This is a genomic window from Phaeovulum sp. W22_SRMD_FR3 (assembly GCF_052113705.1).
GTDB lineage: Bacteria > Pseudomonadota > Alphaproteobacteria > Rhodobacterales > Rhodobacteraceae > JBGQOG01.
Map to the genome: position 1 here is coordinate 26,046 of NZ_JBGQOG010000014.1, position 20,863 is coordinate 46,908.

Annotated in this window: 14 protein-coding genes and 1 tRNA gene; 8 read left to right on the forward strand and 7 right to left on the reverse strand. The window is 66.3% G+C overall.

Going from position 1 to position 20,863, the window contains the following annotated elements; genetic code table 11:
- Positions 1-28 precede the first annotated feature (28 nt).
- Positions 29-862, forward strand: a complete 834-nt coding sequence (gene kdsA, locus ACEN2S_RS16160) for a 3-deoxy-8-phosphooctulonate synthase (protein ID WP_441867759.1) — start codon at positions 29-31, stop codon at positions 860-862.
- Between the two features lie 130 nt (positions 863-992).
- Here the strand turns inward: kdsA and ACEN2S_RS16165 are convergent, their stop codons facing one another.
- The gene (locus tag ACEN2S_RS16165) at positions 993-2,171 is read right to left on the reverse strand and encodes an NAD(P)/FAD-dependent oxidoreductase (RefSeq protein WP_441867761.1); all 1,179 of its coding nucleotides are present in this window, start codon (positions 2,169-2,171) and stop codon (positions 993-995) included.
- 102 nt (positions 2,172-2,273) lie between these two features.
- On the opposite strand from ACEN2S_RS16165, the gene ACEN2S_RS16170 reads away from it, so the two are divergent.
- Positions 2,274-2,348, forward strand: a tRNA-Gln gene (locus ACEN2S_RS16170).
- A 121-nt stretch (positions 2,349-2,469) separates the two neighbouring features.
- On the forward strand, positions 2,470-2,928 hold the full coding sequence (locus ACEN2S_RS16175; RefSeq protein WP_441867763.1) for a hypothetical protein: 459 nt from the start codon (positions 2,470-2,472) through the stop codon (positions 2,926-2,928).
- A gap of 121 nt (positions 2,929-3,049) precedes the next feature.
- Here ACEN2S_RS16175 and ACEN2S_RS16180 read toward each other — a convergent pair whose 3' ends face one another.
- Positions 3,050-3,595, reverse strand: a complete 546-nt coding sequence (locus ACEN2S_RS16180; RefSeq protein WP_441867765.1) for a fasciclin domain-containing protein — start codon at positions 3,593-3,595, stop codon at positions 3,050-3,052.
- Positions 3,596-3,807: 212 nt separating this feature from the next.
- Here ACEN2S_RS16180 and ACEN2S_RS16185 point away from each other — a divergent pair, with 212 nt between their 5' ends.
- Together ACEN2S_RS16185 and aspA are read left to right on the forward strand one after the other, a co-directional pair.
- The gene (locus tag ACEN2S_RS16185; RefSeq protein WP_441867767.1) at positions 3,808-4,695 is read left to right on the forward strand and encodes a LysR family transcriptional regulator; all 888 of its coding nucleotides are present in this window, start codon (positions 3,808-3,810) and stop codon (positions 4,693-4,695) included.
- Between the two features lie 105 nt (positions 4,696-4,800).
- On the forward strand, positions 4,801-6,243 hold the full coding sequence (gene aspA, locus ACEN2S_RS16190) for an aspartate ammonia-lyase (protein ID WP_441867769.1): 1,443 nt from the start codon (positions 4,801-4,803) through the stop codon (positions 6,241-6,243).
- A 164-nt stretch (positions 6,244-6,407) separates the two neighbouring features.
- Here the strand turns inward: aspA and rsgA are convergent, their stop codons facing one another.
- The gene (gene rsgA / locus ACEN2S_RS16195; protein ID WP_441867771.1) at positions 6,408-7,436 is read right to left on the reverse strand and encodes a ribosome small subunit-dependent GTPase A; all 1,029 of its coding nucleotides are present in this window, start codon (positions 7,434-7,436) and stop codon (positions 6,408-6,410) included.
- A gap of 283 nt (positions 7,437-7,719) precedes the next feature.
- On the opposite strand from rsgA, the gene ACEN2S_RS16200 reads away from it, so the two are divergent.
- Positions 7,720-8,211, forward strand: a complete 492-nt coding sequence (locus tag ACEN2S_RS16200) for an Lrp/AsnC family transcriptional regulator (RefSeq protein WP_441867773.1) — start codon at positions 7,720-7,722, stop codon at positions 8,209-8,211.
- A 15-nt stretch (positions 8,212-8,226) separates the two neighbouring features.
- Here ACEN2S_RS16200 and ACEN2S_RS16205 read toward each other — a convergent pair whose 3' ends face one another.
- The 4 genes from ACEN2S_RS16205 to ACEN2S_RS16220 all read right to left on the reverse strand — a co-directional run bounded on the left by ACEN2S_RS16205 (position 8,227) and on the right by ACEN2S_RS16220 (position 17,669).
- Positions 8,227-10,164 (reverse strand): caspase family protein, encoded by a 1,938-nt coding sequence (locus tag ACEN2S_RS16205; protein WP_441867775.1) that lies wholly within the window; start codon positions 10,162-10,164, stop codon positions 8,227-8,229.
- A 12-nt stretch (positions 10,165-10,176) separates the two neighbouring features.
- Entirely contained in the window at positions 10,177-14,730 is a 4,554-nt protein-coding gene (locus ACEN2S_RS16210; RefSeq protein ID WP_441867777.1) for a two-partner secretion domain-containing protein, read from the reverse strand.
- Between the two features lie 91 nt (positions 14,731-14,821).
- On the reverse strand, positions 14,822-16,519 hold the full coding sequence (locus ACEN2S_RS16215) for a ShlB/FhaC/HecB family hemolysin secretion/activation protein (RefSeq protein WP_441867779.1): 1,698 nt from the start codon (positions 16,517-16,519) through the stop codon (positions 14,822-14,824).
- A 304-nt stretch (positions 16,520-16,823) separates the two neighbouring features.
- The gene (locus ACEN2S_RS16220; protein ID WP_441867781.1) at positions 16,824-17,669 is read right to left on the reverse strand and encodes a M15 family metallopeptidase; all 846 of its coding nucleotides are present in this window, start codon (positions 17,667-17,669) and stop codon (positions 16,824-16,826) included.
- Between the two features lie 192 nt (positions 17,670-17,861).
- Between ACEN2S_RS16220 and ACEN2S_RS16225 the strand changes: the two genes are divergently transcribed.
- Together ACEN2S_RS16225 and ACEN2S_RS16230 are read left to right on the forward strand one after the other, a co-directional pair.
- Positions 17,862-18,473: an OmpA family protein gene (locus ACEN2S_RS16225; RefSeq protein WP_441867783.1), complete on the forward strand. Its 612-nt coding sequence runs from the start codon at positions 17,862-17,864 to the stop codon at positions 18,471-18,473.
- A gap of 68 nt (positions 18,474-18,541) precedes the next feature.
- The gene (locus ACEN2S_RS16230; RefSeq protein ID WP_441867785.1) at positions 18,542-20,845 is read left to right on the forward strand and encodes a protein kinase domain-containing protein; all 2,304 of its coding nucleotides are present in this window, start codon (positions 18,542-18,544) and stop codon (positions 20,843-20,845) included.
- Positions 20,846-20,863 lie beyond the last annotated feature (18 nt).

Genomic DNA, 20,863 nt, shown 5'->3' on the forward strand with positions numbered 1-20,863 from the left:
GGGGCCCCCGGATTGCAAAGGAAGACCCATGAAAGATGTGCGTATCGGCGCGTTGACGGTCAGCAATGACCGCCCCCTGACCATGATTGCAGGCCCCTGCCAGCTCGAAAGCCTCGAGCATGCGCTGATGATCGGCCGCGCGATGGTGGCGGCCTGTGCCGCCGCGGGCGCGCAATATATCTTCAAGGCCAGCTATGACAAAGCCAACCGCACCTCGCTCTCGGGCCGCCGCGGCCTCGGCATCGAGGAAGGTCTGCGGGTGCTGGAAACCGTGCGGGCCGAACTCGGCTGCCCGGTCCTCACCGACATTCACGACGCCGAGCAGGCCCGCACCGCGGGCGCGGTGGTGGATGTGATCCAGATCCCCGCCTTCCTCTGCCGCCAGACCGATCTTTTGATCGCCGCGGGCGAAACCGGCGCGGTGGTCAATATCAAAAAGGGCCAGTTCCTCGCCCCCTGGGACATGCCCAATGTCGCCGCCAAGGTCGCCTCCACCGGCAATGAAAACATCCTGCTGACCGAGCGCGGCACCTCCTTTGGCTATAACACGCTCGTGGCCGACATGCGCGGCCTGCCGACGATGGTGAAAACCGGCTATCCGGTGATCATGGACGCCACGCATTCGGTGCAACAACCGGGCGGACAGGGCAATTCCTCGGGCGGGCAGCGCGAGTTTGCCCCGGTGATGGCACGTGCCGCCGTCAGCCTTGGCATTGCAGGCGTCTTCATCGAAACCCACGAAGCGCCCGACACCGCCCCCTCCGACGGGCCGAACATGATCCCGCTCGACCAGATGCCGAAACTGATCGCAACGCTGATGGCCTTTGACGCGCTGGCGAAAGCCGACCCGATCCGCGTCTGACCGCAAAGACCGGCGGCGCCCGCCCCTTCCGCGCCGCCGTCCCCTTTCTTCTTGGCGAAAATACCTTCGGGGGTGCGGGGGCAGACAGCCCCCGCCGCCGCGCCCCACAGGCCCTTCGCGCAAAGATGGCTCAGGCCGCCTGCCCCGCCGCCCAGCCCGAGGCCCAGGCCCATTGGAAGTTGTACCCGCCCAGCCAGCCGGTCACATCCACCACTTCGCCGATGAAATAGAGCCCCGGCTGTCCCCGCGCCGCCATGGTTTTGGCGTCCAACCCCCGCGTGTCCACCCCGCCCAGCGTCACCTCGGCCGTGCGATACCCTTCCGAGCCCACCGGCCGGATCTGCCAGTCATGCACCTGCGCACCGAGCCGGGCGAGCCCCGCCTTGCTCTGATCCGCGAGCCGCCCCGAAAGCCCGGCCTCCGCCACCACAAACCCCGCCAGCCGCTCGGGCAAGAGCCGCGCCAGCGCATTGTGAATGGCCACTTTCCCCGCTTCCGAGCGCATCTGCGCCAGCCGCTCCGCCACATCCGTCCCCGGCGCCAGATCGACGCGCAGACTGTCCCCCTCGCGCCAATAGCTTGAGATCTGAAGGATCGACGGCCCCGACAATCCGCGGTGGGTAAAAAGCAGCGCCTCATCAAAGCCGGTCTTGCCATGGCTGACCCGCGCCATCACTGAGACCCCGGCCAAGGGCACGGTCTGCGCCAGCTCTTGCTCGGCAAAGGTCAGTGGCACCAATGCCGGACGCGTTTCGGTCAGCTTCAGCCCGAAATCCTCGGCGATTTTATAGCCGAGCCCGGTCGCGCCCATCTTCGGGATCGACTTGCCGCCCAAAGCCACCACCAGGCTCTCGGCCGCGAGCATCCCGCGGTCCGTCCCGACCACGAATCCCGTGCCCTCGCGCCGCACCTCGGTGATCGCCGTGCCCAGCCGCAGCTCAGCCCCGCCCGCCCGCAGATCCGCCACCAGCATCTCCACGATCTGCGTGGCCTTGCCGTCGCAAAACAACTGCCCCAGCGTTTTCTCATGCCAGGCGATTCCCGCGCGATCCACCCGGGCGATGAAATCCGCGGGCGTGTAGCGCGCAAGGGCCGACAGCGCAAAGCGCGGATTTTGGGACAGGAATCGCTCCGGCGCCACGGTGCGGTTGGTGAAATTGCACCGCCCGCCGCCCGAGATCCGGATCTTCTCGCCGGGGCTGCGCGCATGATCCAGAATCACCACCCGCCGTCCCCGGCGGGCCGATTCAATGCCGCACATCATGCCGGCAGCACCGGCGCCCAGGATCACCACATCTACTTTTTCCATGTTTTTGCTTTGCCCGCAGAAAGTTCGGGGTGCAATGTAAAAAACTGTCGTTTTTCCTCTTGCGGCCCCCACCCGCCTTGGCTAAACACCGCCTCACAGAGTTGGGGCGTGGCCAAGTGGTAAGGCGTCGGTTTTTGGTACCGTGTACCGTAGGTTCGAATCCTACCGCCCCAGCCAAATTTCCTAAAAGAAATGAATACCTTACCAGATGCGCACTCCCGCCCCAAGCCGGGCGGGCAAAACGCGTTGATCCTTCAGCGCTCTCCCCTGTCGCCCTGCAATTGGAAAGATCCTGCCTGTGACCCTGCGTGCCCTCCTCGCCCTCAGCTCCCTCGCGCTCGTGACTGCCTGCGGCAACGGTCAGGGCGACATGCGTCTTTACCCTCTGCAAGGCCCGATCGCGATGCAGAGCCCGGCCACGATGATTCCGGTGAAATCCGAGGATGACACCGACACCTCCGGCACGATCAGCTTCCGCCTGCCCAAGCCCGACAAGACGCGCTGCACCGGCACCTGGACCTCGGTGGTGCCCAAGGTCACCTCGCGCGAGCGCGGCCTGTCGCTGACCCTGCGCGACACCGGCGGCAAGTTCAAAAACGCCTCCGAGGATGTGGGCGGCATCAACAGCGGTGAGATCTACGCCGTCTGCACCGATGGCACGCGGGTGCAGGGCACGTTCATCATGGGCTCGGGCACGCAAAGCGGCACCGGCTCCGCCACCGACAGCCGCGGCAACAGCTACAAACTGCTGTTCTGAGGCGGCGCATCGGAGCGCCCCTCAGGCGCGTCGGCCTCCGGCGCGCCGCGCGGCCAGCCCATCATGCCAGAAGGGCGGCCCATCGGACCGCCCTCCCCCGCTCACCGTGCTGAAAACCCCCTCAGCGCGGGAGCAGAACCTTGTTCACCACCTGAATGACGCCGTTCGACTGTTTGACATCGGCAATGGTGACCTTTGAGGCATTGCCCATTTCATCCAGAATATACAGGTTCTTGCCGCGCACCGTGGCCGAGAGCGCATCGCCCGACAGCGTCACCATGTTGAAATAGCCATCCTTGGAGGCCTTGGCCCGGCGCATGATGTCAGCGGTGGTATAGTCCCCCGCCACCACATGCGCGGTCAGGATCTTGGTCAGCATCGCCTTGTTCTCGGGCTTCAGGAGCGTCTCCACGGTGCCCGCCGGCAAGGCGGCAAAGGCGTCATTGACCGGGGCAAAGACGGTGAACGGCCCCGGACCCTGCAGCGCATCCACCAGGCCGGCGGCCTTCACGGCGGCGACGAGCGTGGTGTGATCGGCCGAGTTCACGGCGTTTTCCACAATGTTCTTCGTCTCGAACATCGGCGCGCCGCCGACATCGGGATTGGCGGCCAGAACCGGGGTGGCAAGGGTCAGGGCCAGCAGGCTGGCGATCATTTGGCTGCGCATGTCTCTCTCCTGTTGAACGGGTCCGGGATGTTTCCCGGTCACCATGAGCTACGGCGGCCTTTCGCCGAAAGTTTCCGCGGCGTGCAAAATTCTTTTGGCCCGCCCATCTCCCCTTCGCCCCTGGACGGGCCGATTCTCCGCTTGGCCCCGGCCACCGCTTCATGTCACAGAAGGCCATCGGGTGCCGCCGTCGGCACCCTGCGGAGGTCGGCATGGAACTGAAATGGCTTGAGGACTTCCTCTCCCTCGCCGATACGCGCAGCTTTTCCCGCTCGGCCGAAGACCGCAATGTCACGCAAAGCGCCTTCAGCCGCCGGGTGCGCCAGCTGGAACTGTGGCTGGGTTTTGACCTGATCGACCGCAGCCGCTATCCGATCAGTCTGACCGCCGAGGGCCGCCAGTTCCGCGAGACGGCGGAAGAGGTGCTGCGGATGATGACCCGCGCCCGCAGCCCGCAGCCCGGCCGCCCCAACCTGCCCACGGTGACGGTCACCGCGCTGCACACGCTGACGCTGACCTTCTTTCCGCGTTGGTTCAGCGGCATCCGCGACCGGATCGGCCCGGTGGCCAGCCGCGTGCTGCCCGACAATTTCCATCTCTGCATCCAGAGTCTGGTCGAGGGCGGCTATGATTTCATGCTGACCTATCACCACCCCAGTGTGCCGATCCCGCTTGACCCGGTGCGGTTCGCCTATCTGACCGTCGGGCATGACAGTCTGGTGCCGGTGATCAACCCTGCCTTTCTCGATGGCTGGATGGTGCGCGGATCGCGGCTGCCCTTGCTGCAATATTCCCGGGGGTCGTTCCTCGGTCTGCTGACGGTGATGGCGCAGGGGCAGGAGGGCACGCCCGAGACCTATGTCGCGCATACCGATGACGGCTCGATGGCCGAGGCGCTGAAATTCATGGCGGTGGCGGGGCATGGTCTGGCCTGGCTGCCGCGCAGTCTGGTCGAGGCAGAACTCGCTTCCGGTGCGCTGAAGGTGATGGGGCCGGAGCTGCCGATGGAAATCCGGCTCTACCGCAGCGCCACCCGCTCGCGCCCGCTGATGGACACGGTCTGGAAAGCCGCCGAACAGGGTTATGCAAGAACGGAATAACCCAGTCCGCCTTGGCATTGGACCTTTCCCCGGGTCCGGCGCATTTCTGGAGCACGGTTTGTGACAGGCGTCACCAGCCGGGACCAGAAAACGCGCATTCCGGGCATGCCCCGGCGGGAGACCATCGTGACCACAGAATACCGCATCGAACATGACCTTTTGGGCGACCGCGAAGTGCCCGCTTCGGCCTATTGGGGGGTGCATACGTTGCGCGCGGTGGAAAACTTCGCCATCACCGGCCGCACGATTGCCGATGCGCCGGAACTGATCAATGCGCTGGCCGCGATCAAACAGGCCGCCGCCCGCGCCAACCGCGATCTGGGCCTGCTCGACGCCGCGCGCTGCGACGCGATTTCCGCCGCCTGCGACGAGATCCGCGCGGGCAAGCTGCATGACCAGTTCGTCGTCGACCTCATTCAGGGCGGCGCCGGCACCTCGACCAACATGAACGCCAATGAGGTCATCGCCAACCGCGCGCTGGAGATCATGGGTCATGCCAAGGGCGAGTTTCGCCATCTGCACCCGAATGAACATGTGAACATGGGGCAGAGCACGAATGACGTCTACCCCACCGCGCTGAAACTCGCCGCCTGGAGCGGCATCCACCAGCTGGTGGGCGCGATGGCCGGGCTGCGCGGGGCATTCGCCGCGAAATCCGCCGAATTTGCCGATGTGATCAAGATGGGCCGCACGCAGTTGCAGGATGCCGTCCCGATGACGCTGGGGCAGGAATTCGGCACCTACGCCCTGATGCTGTCAGAGGATGAATCCCGCCTGACCGAGGCGGCGCAGCTGATCCTTGAGATCAACATGGGCGCCACCGCCATCGGCACCGGCATCACCGCGCATCCCGAATATGCCGCCCGCGTGCGCACGCATCTGGCCGACATCACCGGCATCCCGGTGATCACCGCGCCGGATCTGATCGAGGCGACGCAGGATTGCGGGGCCTTTGTGCAGGTCTCGGGCGTTTTGAAACGGGTGGCGGTGAAGCTGTCGAAAACCTGCAACGATCTGCGGCTCTTGTCCTCCGGCCCCCGCGCGGGCTTCAATGAGATCAACCTGCCCGCGAAACAGGCCGGCTCCTCGATCATGCCGGGCAAGGTGAATCCGGTGATCCCGGAAGTGGTCAATCAGGTGGCCTTTGAGGTGATCGGCAATGACGTCACCATCAGTTTTGCCGCCGAAGGCGGCCAGTTGCAGCTGAATGCCTTTGAGCCGGTGATCTTCTACTCGCTCTTCCGCAGCCTCGCGCATCTGAAAGCCGCCTGTGAGACGCTGGAGGTGAATTGCGTGCGCGGCATCACCGCGAACCGCGACCTGCTGCGCGCCACGGTGGAAAACTCGATCGGCATCGTCACCGCGCTCAACCCCTATATCGGCTATGCCAATGCCACCGAAGTGGCACTCGAAGCGCATACCACCGGCGCCTCGGTCTATCAGCTGGTGCTGGACAAGGGCTTGATGGAAAAAGACGATCTGGATGCGGTGCTGCAGCCCGAGATGCTGACCAAGCCGCAGCCCTTCCGCCCCTCGCACAAGCATTGACGGGGAAGGCCGCCCTGATCGGGCGGCCTTTTTACCGCATCAGGCGGCCAAATGCTCATCTCTGCATGCCACCTTCACTTTGGCCGCAGGCGCTGCGCGTTCTGATGACACCTGCTGAAAGATCTGAACGCGCCCGGCAAGAACGACCGGCCAGCGGGTGCGCCTCAGCGCCTGCCGCGGGCTGGGCCCGGGCGGTTCCCCCGCCCCACCACCGGGGTGTTGAACTGGTTTTCATCCTGCAATTTGCGCCAGCGGGCCAGCCGCTCGGGGTCAAGACGCCCGTCCCGCGCCGCCGCCTGCACCGCGCAGCCCGGCTCATGCGCATGGGTGCAATCGCGGAAACGGCATTCGGGGGCGAGTTCGGTGATCTCGGCAAAGAGCGTGTCGATCCCGTCGCCCACATCGCTCAGATGCAGGGTCCGCATGCCGGGCGTGTCGATCACCCAGCCGCCGCCCGCAATCGCATGCAGCGAGCGCCCGGTGGTGGTGTGGCGCCCCTTGGCATCCGCCTCGCGGATGTCGCCGGTCGCCTGTGGCGCGGCATAATCGGGACCTGCCAGGGTGTTCAGCAGCGTGGATTTCCCCACCCCGGAGGAGCCGATCAGCGCCACGGTCTGCCCCGGCCCGCACCAAGGCGCCAGCACCCCGGCCGCCGCCGCCTCGCGCGCATTCACCGAAACCACGGGCAGATCGCGCTGCAAGGCCTCGGCCTCGGCGCGGTAGCGGGCGAGGTCTTCGGTGGTATCGGCCTTGGTCAGCACGATGACCGGCGTCGTCCCCGCCTCATTGGCCAGCGCCAGATAGCGTTCCAGCCGCGCCGGGTTGAAATCGGCATTGCAGGAGGTGACGATGAACATCGTGTCGATATTGGCGGCGATCAGCTGCACATGCCCGCGCCCGCTGTCATGGCGGCGCTGCACCAGCGTCAGGGGTTTGAGGCGGCGCACCAGCATCGCGGTTTCCGGCTCGATCAGCACCCAGTCGCCCACGGCGTAATTCTGCGTATTGGTTTTCGGCGGCAGCATCAGCTTCAACGGCCCCTCCAGCCCCACCGCCGACATCCGCGCCCGGTGAACGGTCGCGATGCGCACGGGGGCCAGTGCCATCTCATCCGGGGTCAGCTGCTCGGTGTAATGCTCGGACCAGCCCATGACGGCCAGAGGCGCCGGGCCGGTGGTCGCAAAATCCGCCATCACGATTGCGCCCGGGGGCACGCTGCACGCCGCATCATTGAATATCCTGATCCTGCGACCCGACGGGGCCCGCCTGTGCTTTGGCATAAGCAGCTGTCTGCGGTTTGGCAAGCGCCGCCCGGGCGCACCCCGGCGGCCCCTGCCCCTGCGACCGCCAGCCCCCCGCGACCGCCTGCCGCGCCGCCTGCCGCCGCGCATACCCTAGCCAGAGAACCGGATCTGGCGCTATATGAAGACGGATCGGACCAATATTTCCCCGATATTCAGCCAAAGGAATGCCGCCATGTCGACCGATGAGGCCAAACGGTTTGATGCATTGGACAAATACGACCAGGCGATCATCCGATGCCTCTCGGCGGATGGGCGCATGTCGATGACCGATCTGGCGGTCCGGGTTGGCCTGTCGAAAACCCCGGTGATCGCCCGGGTCAAACGGCTGGAGGCCGAGGGGATCATTGCGGGCTACCGCGCCATCCTGTCGCCGATCCGGCTGGGGCTGGCGCATGTCGCCTATGTCGAGCTGCGCCTGTCCGACACGCGCGAGGCGGCGCTGCAAACCTTCAACAAGGCCGCACGGCAGGTGCCCGAGATTGAGGAATGCCACATGATCGCGGGCGGCTTTGACTATCTGCTGAAGGTGCGCACGCATGACATCATCGGCTACCGGCAGGTGATGGCCGAGAAAATCTCGGCGCTGCCGCATGTGGCCTCCACCTCGACCTATGTGGCGATGGAGGTGGTCAAGGACGGGCACCTGGCCTTCTCAACCCCCTGAGGCGGCCCTGACGCATCAGGGCGCCAGCAGATCCGGGCGAAAACCGCCGTTGCGCCAGGTGGCCAGCGCCGCAGTCAGGCCCGGCCCGCCGCGCCCGTCGATGGCACTGGTGTAATAGCCCGCCGCCTGCAACCGCCCCTGCATCGCCGACAATGTGGCGCGCGACCACTCGCCCGGTGCGGTGCTCAGCTGCTGCACGATCAGGCCGTTGTCCTCGGCCGCACCCCGCAACAAGAGATCCGCCGCCGCCGCCGGATCGGCGGGCACCCCGCGCCCCTCATCCAGCAGCACCGCCGCCGCGCGGTAGGCCGCAGTTTCGCCCTCTTGCGCCGCACGCCGGAAATAGGCCAGCGCCTCGCCCGGGTCGCCCAGATCGCCCTCCTGCATCAAGACGCCGAGGTTGAAGGTGGCCTTGGCCGAGCCCTGCGCCGAGGCCTGCTGCAACAGCGCCACCGCTTTCGCCTTGTCCTGCGGCAGGCTCTTGCCCTCAAACAGCATCACCGCAAGGTTGATCATCGCATCCGGGCTGCCCGCATCCGCTGCCCGCTGATAGAGCGCCACCGCCGCCGCCGGATCCTGCGGCAGGCCGGTGCCGGTTTCGCGCAGCTGCGCCAGACTGACCATCGCCCGCAGGTCACCCCGGTCGGCCGCCTGCTGATAGAGCTGCACCGCCCGGCCCATATCGCCGGTCGCCGCCGTCGCCCGCGCCAAAAGCGCGGTGTAATGCGGCAGATCGGGCGCCTGCGCCGCCGCCGCACTGCAGGCCTGAATCGCCGCCACCGCATTGCGCTGCAGCTGCGCGAAGGGCACGCCCGATTGCGTCGCCGTCGCATCGCGCGGATGCGTGGTCAGCCGCTCGCAAATCCCGCCCGGCGTGGTGTCGTCCGAGGGCGGCAGCGATTGCAAAAGGCGCCGCGCCTGATCGGCATGCGCGCCCTGCCCGTATTGATCGAGGTAAAACTCCAGCAGCGGCCGCATCCGGCTGCGCTGCGCCAATTGCCACAAACGCTCGGCCTGGGCATCGGCATCGCCGAGCCCCAGATCGCGGGTCCGCATGCCGGTATCGCCCTGATCGAGATAGGCCACCACATCGCCGACATGCGCCCCCTCCGGGTAGCGGTCGAGGTAGAGCCGCATCAGCGCCGGATCATCGGCATTTGCCGCCACCTGCCACAAGAGCGTTTCCTCGGAAGCCGTCACCGGGCTGTTGTCAAAGCGGAATTGCCGGGTGAGCGAGGAGTTCTCCCAGGGGATCTGCCGCCCACCGGTGGCCGCCATCACATCGCGGCGCACCGACATCATCAGATCCGACATATCCTGCCCGGGGGTGTAGATATGGCTGAGCATGGCTTCGGTGAAAAAGCTGTTCCGTCCGGTGCCGTCATAGGCGACATTGTCGGGCTGGGTGGCATAGGCCACCAGAAAATCCGCCGCATTGCCCATCCGTGCGAGGCCGCTGGAGATCTGCGGCCCGACCGGCGTCTCCCCAAAGGGATTGTTGCGGCAGGCATCCAGAAACACCAGCCGCAGACCTTTGGATTTCTCCATCGCGTCAAGCACTTCGTTCACCGGCAGCGTCTGGGTGGCCACATCCTCGGCGCTGGAAATATGCGCATCCGTCGGCACCAGATAGTTCTGGCCGTTCACCTGAAACCCATGCCCGGCATAGTAGAACAGCGCCACATCCGACTGCGCCGCCGCCGCCTCGAATTTGGCCGCGAGCGCCTGCATCTGCACTTCGGTCTGATCGAGGCCGAGAAAGACCTCAAACCCCAGCCCCTCCAGCGCGATGGCAATGTCCGAGGCGTCGTTCACCGGATTGTCCAGCGTGCCCACCGCCTCGTAATGCGAATTGCCGACGATCAGCGCGGTGCGGACCTCGGCCAGCCCCGCGACACTGGTCGCGAGGTAACCGGCCAGCGCAAGCGCTGCGGCCCTGAACATCCCCGGCATTGCGCCCTCCGCTTACAGTTCGGCCACGCGCGACAATCCGCTGTCCACGCTGGCAACCGCCCCGACTATCGTCTCGATGGTCGCGGTTTGCAAACTCACAAGCTCGGGATCTTCCGCCCGGATCAGCGAGATCGCCTTGCGGATCTCGGATTGGGCGTTTTGCAGGGACCGGTGCGCCGCCCCCACCGCGTCGCGGCGGATCGCCTGCCGCTCGGCATCGGTGGTGGCCGTCGCCAGCCGCGCCTCGGCGGTGGCGCTGATGTTCAGGATGTCGTCGCGGGTGCCCCGGATGATGTCACCGACCGAGCCGAGCCCCGGGGGCAGGTCCTGCGAAATCTCATCCAGAGAGGTGGCAAACTGGTCCATGCTGTCGGCCAGACAGGCCAGATAGCGGCCAATATCCGCGTCGCTCTGCCCACAGGAGCGCGCCGCAATCTCGAGTTTGGTTGCGATGGATTTGACCACAACCAGCGTCTCGGTTGCAGGCTCAACTCCGGGGGCGACGGCAACCGTGCTGCCCGGCGTCACCAGCGTGGTGTTGACCGTATCCGCCGGATTGGGCAGCGCGCTCGGCACCGGGGGCGGCGGCGGCGCGATGTCCGGGGTGGGCGCGGCCACGGTCATCGTGCCCGCGACATAGGTGATGTCGTAATTGCCAAGGCCGGTGCCCGTCGCATCGCTGGCGGTGATGGCATAGGGGCTGCCATCCGCCGTGGCATCCGATGCCGCACCGTCGCTGGCCAGATCGACCATGCTCACCAGATCGCCCGAATAGGCCAGCCCGGTCACGGAAAACTCGGTCCCCGCGAACCCAAAACCATCCCCCTCGAACCGGCTCTGATCAAGGGCGGTGATGGTCAGTGGCGCCGCCACCAGAGTCAGCGCCCCCGAGACATAAGAGATGTCGTAATTGCTCAGCCCCGTGCCGCTGGCATTGCTGACGCTGATCACATAGGGGCTGCCCGCCACCGGCGCTCCGGCAGCGGCACCGCTGCTGGCGAGCGCCACGCTGTCCACAGAGTCCCCCGAATAGGCCAGACCGGAGGTGGTGAACCCGGTGCTGCCCAGCGACCGGCTGGGCCCATAGACACCGCTTTGATCAAGCGCGGTGATCGTCAGCGCCGCCGGGGTGACCGTCAGCGCCCCCGGCACATAGGTGATGGTGTAATTGCTCAGACCGGTGCCGGTGGCCCCGCTCGGCGTGATCACATAGGGGCTGCCCGCCACCGGCGCGCCCGGCGCCGCCCCCGCACTGCTGAGGGTGACCGCGGTGACGCTGTCGCCCGAATAGGCCAAAGCGCCGGTGCTGTAGCCACTGCCTGGCAGCGTGAAGCCCGGCCCGTAAACACCGCTTTGATCCAGCGCGGTGATCGTCAGCGCCGCCGGGGTCAACACCAGCGCCCCCGCAACATAGGTGATGTCGTAATTGCTCAGCCCGCTGCCGCTGGCCCCGCTCGGGGTGATGGCATAGGGGCTGCCCGCCACGGCCGCACCGGGCGCAGCACCGCTGCTGTCCAGCAGCACACTGTCAACGGTGTCAGAATAAACCAACCCGTCAACGCTGTAGGCGCTGCCGCCCAGCGCAACGCCGGGGCCGTAGACCCCCACCTGATCGCCCGCGGTCACCGTCAGCGGCGCGGGGGTGATCGTGGCCGTCGCGGGCAGCGAGACAACGCGGAACGCCTGCCCCTGCGTGCTGGTCGCGGTGGTTGCGGTCACCCCGAAACTGCTGGTGCCGACGGTATTGCTGGCAAAGGTCAGATCGGCCAAAAGGTCCGTCGGTGTCATCGTATCCGTCGGATCATCAAAGACATAGGCGCTGCTGCCCCCCGAAACGCTTCCCGTCGCCACGGCGGATTCCACCGTGCCATATTGCAGCGTCAGATTGTCCGGCAGCGCAAAGACCACTGGCGTTGTCGAGTAATTCACCGGGTAATAGCCGTTCGCCCCCGGCGCCCAGACCCCGCCGAAATCCCAGCCGGCCGAGGTGGCGAGAGTCCTGAAACCCGCGGTATCTTGCAAGGCGGAGGTGGTCAGGCTGGTGCCGCCCGCGCTGGTCGCCTGCCCGCTGGCCGTCGCATCCCAATAGGAGGCGGTGACGGTGCCTGACAGGTCGCGGCCGTTGAGGCCCCCTTCGGTGAAGCTGGCCGAGCCGCTGCCCTGGACCGCTCCGGTGGCGATGGAACGGGTGATCGTGCCGGCATTGGTGCCCGTCAGGCCGCCCAGCACCGCCCCGAGCGAGTCGCCGGTGGCCTGCACCGCGCCCCAGGCATAGGAATCCGTGATCTGCCCCGCCGCGTGATTGGCCCCGACCAACCCGCCGACAGACATCTCGACCCCGCCCGCGAAATTGTCGCCCGAGACCGTGCCGGTGGCATTCGAGCGGGTGATCGTCCCTTCGTTGATGCCCGCAAGCCCGCCAACGGCCAGTTCGGTCGCATAAAAATCCGCGTAGGTCAGATCCACCGTTGCCGTCGAGAAACTGTCGGTGATGCTGCCGGTGTTGGTGCCGACCATACCGCCCAGCGCCGAGCCCTGATCGCCGACAACCGATCCCGACACCGAGGTGTTGCGGATGGTGCCATTGTTTGTTGCCGCCAGAATGCCGCCATTGCCGAATTGCAGATCGGCATTTGTCATCCGCAGATCGGTGATCACCGCATTGCTGCCGAGGGTATTGAACAGGCCGCCTTCCGTCGCGTAGTCGAATTCGGTCAGCCCGTCGATTGCATGGCCCGCCCCGTCCAGCGTGCCGTCAAAAAAGCCGATGGGGTTAAAGCCCAAAGCGCCTTCACCGGTGTCGTCCCAGCCCGCCGTGCCGCTGGCATCAATGTCATTGGCCAGCACGAAATCAGCCTCGGTATAGAGCGAGCCCGCCAGCGCCACGAGGCCATAGGCATCCGTCAGCTGATAGGGATCGCCCGCGCTGCCGTCGCCGCCCAGGGCGCGCAGGAAATTCGCGCTGCTCGAGACCGCAAAATCGGTTGCCGTGAGACCCGGCAGGGTGCTGCCCAATTGCAGCCAATTGCCCTGCGCCAGATAGAACCAGCGCACATCAATGTCGGCGGCCGCCCCGGTGGTGACCGTGCCCGGCGCCGAAAAATAGAGCCCGCCTGCCGGGCCGGTGATCGGGCTGTTCAGGACGATGTTGTTGTCGGCGTAGAAATAGAGCGCGGTAAAGGCGGTCCAGCTCAGCGCCTCATTGATGGTGATATTGCCCGCATCCGTGCCCGAACCCGTGGTCGAGATGGTGACATCGCTGGTGGCAAGGTTCGCCTCAATCGTCGCGGCATCCGAACTGCCGGGCAGGGTGTAATCCACCGGATCGAGCAGCAGCATCCCGGTCTGGCCCTGCGGCGCGCGGGTGTCGGTCCGGCCGAAATAGCGAAGGTCATCATGACCCGAGACCTCGACAAAGCCGCCGTCGCCGCCCTCGGCACCGCCGCGCGCGCTGAATGTGCCGCGCGCATCGGTCAGCAGGTCTGACCACAGGATGATCCGCCCGCCATCGCCATTCGTCAGCGCATCCGCCCGCAGGCTGCTCGTGGCATCCATGCTGACCGTCTCAGCATGCGGCAAATCCCCCTCGCCCCGCGCATCGCCGCCAATGCGGATCGTGCCGCCGCCCGCCGCACCGCTGGCATTCAGGCTGGCCCCGGTCAGGCTGATATCCGCCCCGGTCACGGTGATCGCACCGCCCACCGCAGGCCGTGCAGGCGGCGTGGGAGAGCTGGCAGGCGCCGCCGCACTGACATCCATCCGGCCGCTGATGCGCACCGCACCGCCCGATCCGCCGCCGAGCACGATGGCCCCCGACTGGCCGCCGACGCTGCGCGCCTCGATCACACCCGACATGTTGATCGTCTGCCGTGCCGCATCGCGGGCGGTGGCGGCCATCAGCTCGACCTGACCGCCATTGGCGATGATCGTGCCGGAATTGCGCACCAGAGCGGTGGTGGCCGCATCATCGCTCTCGGAGGGCAGCGCCACCTGCAAAAAGCCGTCACCCGCCAGATCGAGTGTAACCTGCTCGCCCGCGCCCAGACCCACCCGGCCCATCGGCACCCGGATCACCCCGGCATTGTCCACCGAACCGCCCAGCAGCGCCGCATAGCCGCCGCGCAATGTGCTGATCGTGCCCTGGTTCACCACCGCGGCCGACTGACCGGTGCCGCCAAACCGCAACCGCCCGGCCTGAAAATCCGCGTCCGAAATGTCCAGCGTCGAGGCGACGAAACCGCCGGTGCTGACCTGACCGGAGGGGCCGATGAAAATGCCGTTCGGGTTGACCAGATAGACCTGCCCATTGGCGGTCAGGCTGCCATAAATCGTGCTCGTGCTGTCGCCGGTCACCCGGTTGAGCAGCGCCGCCGTGGCATCCGGTTGCCGGATGTCCACCGTGCCGCCGCTGCCGATGGAGAAGCTGTTCCAGTTGATCACCGCCGTATCGGTGCCCTGGGTGATGACCATGCTGCCCGGCGCGCCGGTGCTGATGCTGGCCGACCCGGCGGCAACCGTGGCCCCCTCGGGCAGCGCCTGCGCCCGTGCCGCCGTCGGGGCCCCCACCGGGGTCAGCGCGGTGCTGGCCAGCGCGCAAAGCCATAGCGCCAGCGCGCGCCGGCGCTGGGGTGACGCCCGCCTGACCGCGCAGCCAGGCTCAGAACCGGTAGTTGGCCAAGACGGCGATGCGATACCCATCGGGTCCATTGTCATCCCGCGCTCCTTTTCCGAGTTCAATCCTGAGCGAACCCGAGGTAAACGGATCGCCCCCCTGATAGTCGAATTTCACCCCCAGCCCGACGGAGGAGGCACGGATCCGCGCCGCTTCCACCGCGGTGGGCCGGGCATTGTTCACCTGACCATAGGCGCCAAACACATAGGGGCTCATTTGCAGCGGCACGGCGCCCACGGTGACCGGACGCGGCATCAACACCTCGCCCCGCACCACCCAGCCACTGTCGCCCTGCAGCTTGCCCGCATCAAAGCTCGACAGTTCCGACGCGCCGACGATCCCCAAACGCTCGCTGTTGGGCAGCGCGTCGCCAAAGGCGGTTTGCGCCCGCCCGCTCAGCACCATCAGGAATTTCTCATTCAGCGGCTGCGTGTAGCGCCCGGCGATCACCAGTTTGCTGAAATCCGGTGCCGCCCCCTGCCGCGACAACGGCAGACCCGTGCTGCCATCGCGCGCGCCCAGCCCATCCAGCCCCTGCGACAGCGACAGCGCGCCCTCAAACACCCCGCCTCTGGCGTTGCGCCGCATCCCGTCGAGCGAGGCGCGCAGCACCGACAGCTCATCATGATAAAGCCCGACCCGGCTGGCACCCAGCAGCAGGAATTGCTTGTCGCTCTGCCGATCCAGACTGACCTGACTGGAGAGGTTCAGATCGCGCGAGCGGATCCAGGGATAAAACAGCCGCACCGACAGACGCTCAAAATCGCTGGTGGTGGGGGCAAAGGCCGTATCCGGGGTGGATTTGCTCGAGGTGCCCTCGACATTCAGCGTCAGCCCGTTGCCCCCCAAGGGCAGCACAAAGCCCAGCGCCGCCGTGCGGTAGCGGGGCAGATCGTCAAACAACTGCGAGGGGTTACCGGAAAGGCGGCCGTAAAAAGTCTCGCCCATTTTCAGCGCGCCGTTGACCTCAACCCCGCTGGAAAAAGAATAAGTGCCCAGATCCGCGCCCAGCGTATCGTCCAGCCCGACAAAGGCGGTGACCGGCCGGAACTCGGCATCCAACAGCACCCGCGTGCTGCCCGGATCCTCGCCCGCGATCAGCGAGGAGCCGAGCGACAGGCCAAAGGTATCCCCCGCCAGCAAAAGCCGACGCTCAATATCGCTCAGCCGCAGAGCCTTGCGCCCGACCAACGGCGTGCTCAGCTGGCTCACACGGTTGCGCACCGGGCCGGGCACATTGGTGACATCGACGTTTTCGACAAAGCCGTTGATCACCTGCAGACGCAAGGTGCCGCCGTTGTTCAGCGTTTGCGGCGGCAGGACCACGCGCGCCAGCACAAAGCCCGCCTTGGCATAATCCGCCTCCAGCGCGCTGGCGGCCTTGAAAATCTCGGCGGCGGAAATCACTTGCCCGGCCAGCCGCCCGCGCAGCGCGGCACCGGCGGCGGCCATTTCGGGCAGTGCATCCTCGACAACCACATCGCTCAGCCGCACGAAGAGCCGGTCCGCCCCGGCGGGCACCGGACCGCCCGCGCGCCCGGACAACACCACCGGACCGGTCGGGCGCTGGGCCTGCGGCTCAAAACTCTGGGGGGTCAGCTGGCTGGCCGTCTGGCCCCAGCCCGCCGTCGCGCCGACCGCCATCAGCGCCGCAAGGGTCAGGGCAGGAAACCGGCGGTGCAATCGCGGCCCCGGCACAGCGGCAAGCCCTGCGGTCCGCAGTCTGCTTTGGGTCAAAACGCCACCCTCCCTGGTATCACCATGCCCTCACCCGGCAACTCTGCCTTACTTCCTTACGTTCCGTAAACTACGAACCGCATCCAATTCGCTGCGGCCCGCATTTATGGGCGTTTTCGCCACAGGGACGGCGCCAGCGCCCCCGCCGGCACCCCCGCCAGCGCCCCAAAACGCCGGGCCGCGGCAGAGCCTGCCCTCAGAACAGGCGGTCGGCCGGGGCTGACCGCCCGGCGACACAGAATCCCAGCCCTCAGAGCGAGCCGTCGGCCAGCCAAAGATCCAGCTGTTTGCGGCTGACCTCAAAATGCATGCTGTCCTCGCGCGACCAGGCGGCGCCCCAGACCCAGCCCTCGGTGCGGAAGAAATCCGCGAGGATGGTCAGGCCCAGCTGCGTCTTGCCATCGCCCAATGTGTCGAGCACCCCGTCGATGTTCAGATCCACCGCCAGCCCGTAGGAATGCGTCGACGCGCGCCCCACCGTGCCGCGGATCTGGCGCACGCAGAGCGAGCCCGCCGTGTTGATGCGGGCATAAAGATCGGCATCGGTCTTGCGGATATTCTCGAACACCCGGCGCAACGATTCAATCGCAGGCGCCAGCATCTGCACCCGGATCGGCCCGACATCCTCGGTTTTCAGCCTGGGCGCCAGACGGGGATTGGTCAGTGCCTGACACTGATCGTTCAGATCCTCCCGCGGGGGACCAAAAGTCTGCTCGAGAAACGAGGGCGTGGCCACGACCAGCCCGTCGTTCACATTGCGGCGGTTGGCGATCAGCACCACCTTGGCATAGGCATCAATGATGCCGTTCGGCCCGCTTTGCTGAAAAACCTCGGCGTCATCTCCGGCGGCGGGCGGTGCCGTCTCTTGCGAACCCGCCGCATATTCGGCCAGCGAATTGCTCAGCTCCTCGACCTTGATCTGCAGATCCTCGACCTGCTGGCTCAGCATCTCGATATCAATCCGCGCGCCGGAATCGATGGCCCCGCCCTCGGGCCCGCCTGCGCCCGGCCCGGGAAACACCCGTGGCAGCGCAAACCACAGCACCGGCGCCAGTATAATCGCGAACGCCACAATGAAAGCCGACAGCAAACGCATAGAGACAGGGAGCCTTTCCTTGGCGCGGGTGGCCTCCGGCCCCCGGCGTTGCATTCAAGCGGTCTGGGCGCTTGCCCCCCAAGATATATCTGCAACCCGCCAAAACGGCACGTTAAAAAAGTTGTCGCAACCGGGCCTCTGGAGTAACGTTCTTTCATCCATCCCCCAAGGCGATTTAGGAAAATTAGGATCATGTCCCAGCTTAAGCACTTAACCGGGCTGACTCTCGCGCTGGCCCTGAGCCTTTCCACCGCCGGGATCGTTCAGGCCCAGACCGCGACCGAACTGACCGCCGACCAGATGACGGAGGCGTTCAAGAAGCAAAAGACCCGTGGTCTGGTGTTGGTGCCCCCGGCCGCGGCGCCGGCAACCGACGCGCCCGCGGCCAGCGCGGCGGCCAGCGCCGAAACCGCCCCCGCCGCCGCAGCCACCACCAGCGTCACCGCCGCCTATCAGCCGGTGGACAAGGACCAGCAGGTCAACATTCAGATCAGCTTTGATTTCGACAGCGCCACCCTGCGCGAGGATCAAAAGCCGAAACTCTCGACGCTCTGTCAGGCGATGAAATCGGTGGATGTCTCGGTTTTTCAGATCATTGGCCACACCGACAGCTCCGGCTCTGCCGCCTATAACGAGAACCTTTCGCTCCTGCGCGCGCAGGAGGTGAAGCGGTTTCTGGTCAGCGATTGCCAGATCCCGGCAGAGCGACTTGAGGCGATCGGCATGGGCGAGCGTGCCCCCTATGACGCCGCCGACCCGCGCAGCGACCAGAACCGCCGCGTGGAATTTCAGGCGCTGGGCTGACCGCCCGGCACCCCGGCTGTGCCGCCCCTGCACGATCTGACCGCAAACGATCCGACTTCGGAGCGCCCATGATAGAACCCCGTCCCGGTGACGCCTTTCAACCCGGCGATCTGCTGAACAACACCTATCGGATCGAGGCCATATTGGGGCGCGGGGGCACCTCGGATGTCTACCGCGCGCGCTCCGAAATTTCGGGACGGCAGGTGGCGTTGAAGGTGCTGAAGTCGGAGTTTTCCGGCAATGACGATTACCTCGTGCTGCTCACGCGCGAGGAGGAGATCCGCGACATCCGCCATGATGCGGTGGTGCGCTATTCCGAGAATCACCGGACGCAGGATGGTCTGGTCTATCTGCTGATGGATTTCATCGACGGGCCGGGGCTGGACAAGAAGCTGAAGGAAGGCCCGATGGCCGCCGAAGACCTGCTGGTCATCTGCCGCCGGGTGGCCGAGGGGCTGCAGGCGGCGCACAGCCGCAACATCGTGCACCGAGACCTCTCGCCCGACAATATCATCCTGCGCGGCGGCGATCCGGCGCAGGCGGTGATCATTGATTTCGGCATCGCCAAGGACACCAATCCCGGCGCGGAAACCATCGTCGGCAATGAATTTGCGGGCAAATATGCCTATGCCGCGCCCGAGCAACTGGCGGGCAAGACCGACACGCGGACGGACATCTATTCTCTGGGCGCGCTGCTTTTGGCCAACTACCGAGGGGCGGCCCCCAACATTGGCCGCAACCCGATGGAAGTGTTGCAGAAAAAGGCAGAACCCCTCGATACTGCCGATCTGCCCGATCCCCTGCGCACCCTGATCGCCAGGATGACCGCGCCCAATCCCGATGACCGTTTTCAAAGCGCCGCCGAGGTGCTGGCCTATCTCGCGGCGCCCCCCGCCAGCACCGAACCGCTGGCCGGGCAAGTGGATCTGAGCGACGCCACCGTCATTATCCCGCGCAGCAGCGTGACGCCCAAACCGCCCGCCGCAGGTCCGGAGGTGACCATCCCGCCGGGCCCCCCGACCACGGTACCGCCCGCAGCACCGGCATCCGCCACGCCCGAATCGACCGCATCCGGTTCGAACGCGCCTGAAACGACCGCGCCCGAGCTGATCGTGGCACGCGCCCAGACCGCCCCTACCCCCGCCGCGCCGCAAAAGTCACGCGGCGGGCTGGTTGCGGCGGCGCTGGTCGGCCTCGTGTTGATCGGCGGCGCGGGCGGCTATGCGACCGGGCTGTTCGACAGCATCCTGCGCCCCGCCTACCCTCTGGCCGAGCCCTACACGCTGGTGATCGACAAGCCCGCCGAGGGTCCGGCCTCCGCCACCGGCAATGTCCCCTCCGAGGCGGTGAAAACCGCGCTCGATGCGCGGATGGCAGCAGTTTCGGGCAACAGCAGCCTGACCCTTGCCTCGGGCGCGATTGCGCCCAGCTGGGGCGATGATCTGCAAAGCCTGCTGGGTGCGCTTGACGGGCTCGACAGCTTCAGCCTCGCGCTGAACGGCAATCAGGCAACGATCAGCGGTGCCACCACCGACAAGGCCTTGAAAGAAAAGCTGCAAAGCCAGTTCGCGGCGGGCCTGCCCGGCGCGCTGACCGGCCATGCCGAGATCCGGCTGACGCAAACTTTCTTGAGTGCGGCACTGGTGACCCCGGTGCTGACGCAATATGCCGATTGCGGCCCGCTGGTGCTGGCCGACAGCCCAGCCACCGGCTTTGGCCCGCAGACCCCGATCGTGGTCACCGGCACCCTCGCCAGCGCCGAGGGCCGCGCCGCGCTCAGCGATGCCTTGCGCGCGGTGGCGGGCGAGCGGCCGGTGACGCTGGACACCGACATCTTGAACCCTTCGCTCTGCCTGATTGAGAATTTCCTGCCGAAAGCCCCCGCGAGCGGCATCAAGATCGCCTTTGCCAATGGCGATCAGAACAATGCCCCCAACCCGGACGGCGCGTTTCTGGTCGGGCAAAACCCGGTAATCGATGTGCTGCTGCCCGCCGATATGACCGGGGGCTATCTGTCGGTTTCGGTGCTGGATGTCTCGGGCAATGTCTTCCACCTGCTTCCCAATATCGGGCGGCAGGACAATGCGGTGGCGCATCTGCGCGCGGGGCAAACCGGCGAGGTCTCAGTACGCGTCGCCTATCCGATTGCCGAGGCGCAACAAAGCGGCGCGCTGGCCTTTACCGTGGATGACAGCACGCTGGGCAAAAGCAAGATCCTGGTGATCCATTCCGAGGGGCCGTTGTTTGACCAGATGCGGCCCACCAGCGAATCCGCCACCGGCTATGCCGAGGCGCTGCGCCTGCAGGAACAGGATGCCAAGGCGCGCATCACCTCGCTCGACAGCCGGATCCTGACCACCGCCAAACCCTGAACCGTCTGCGGGTGGCGG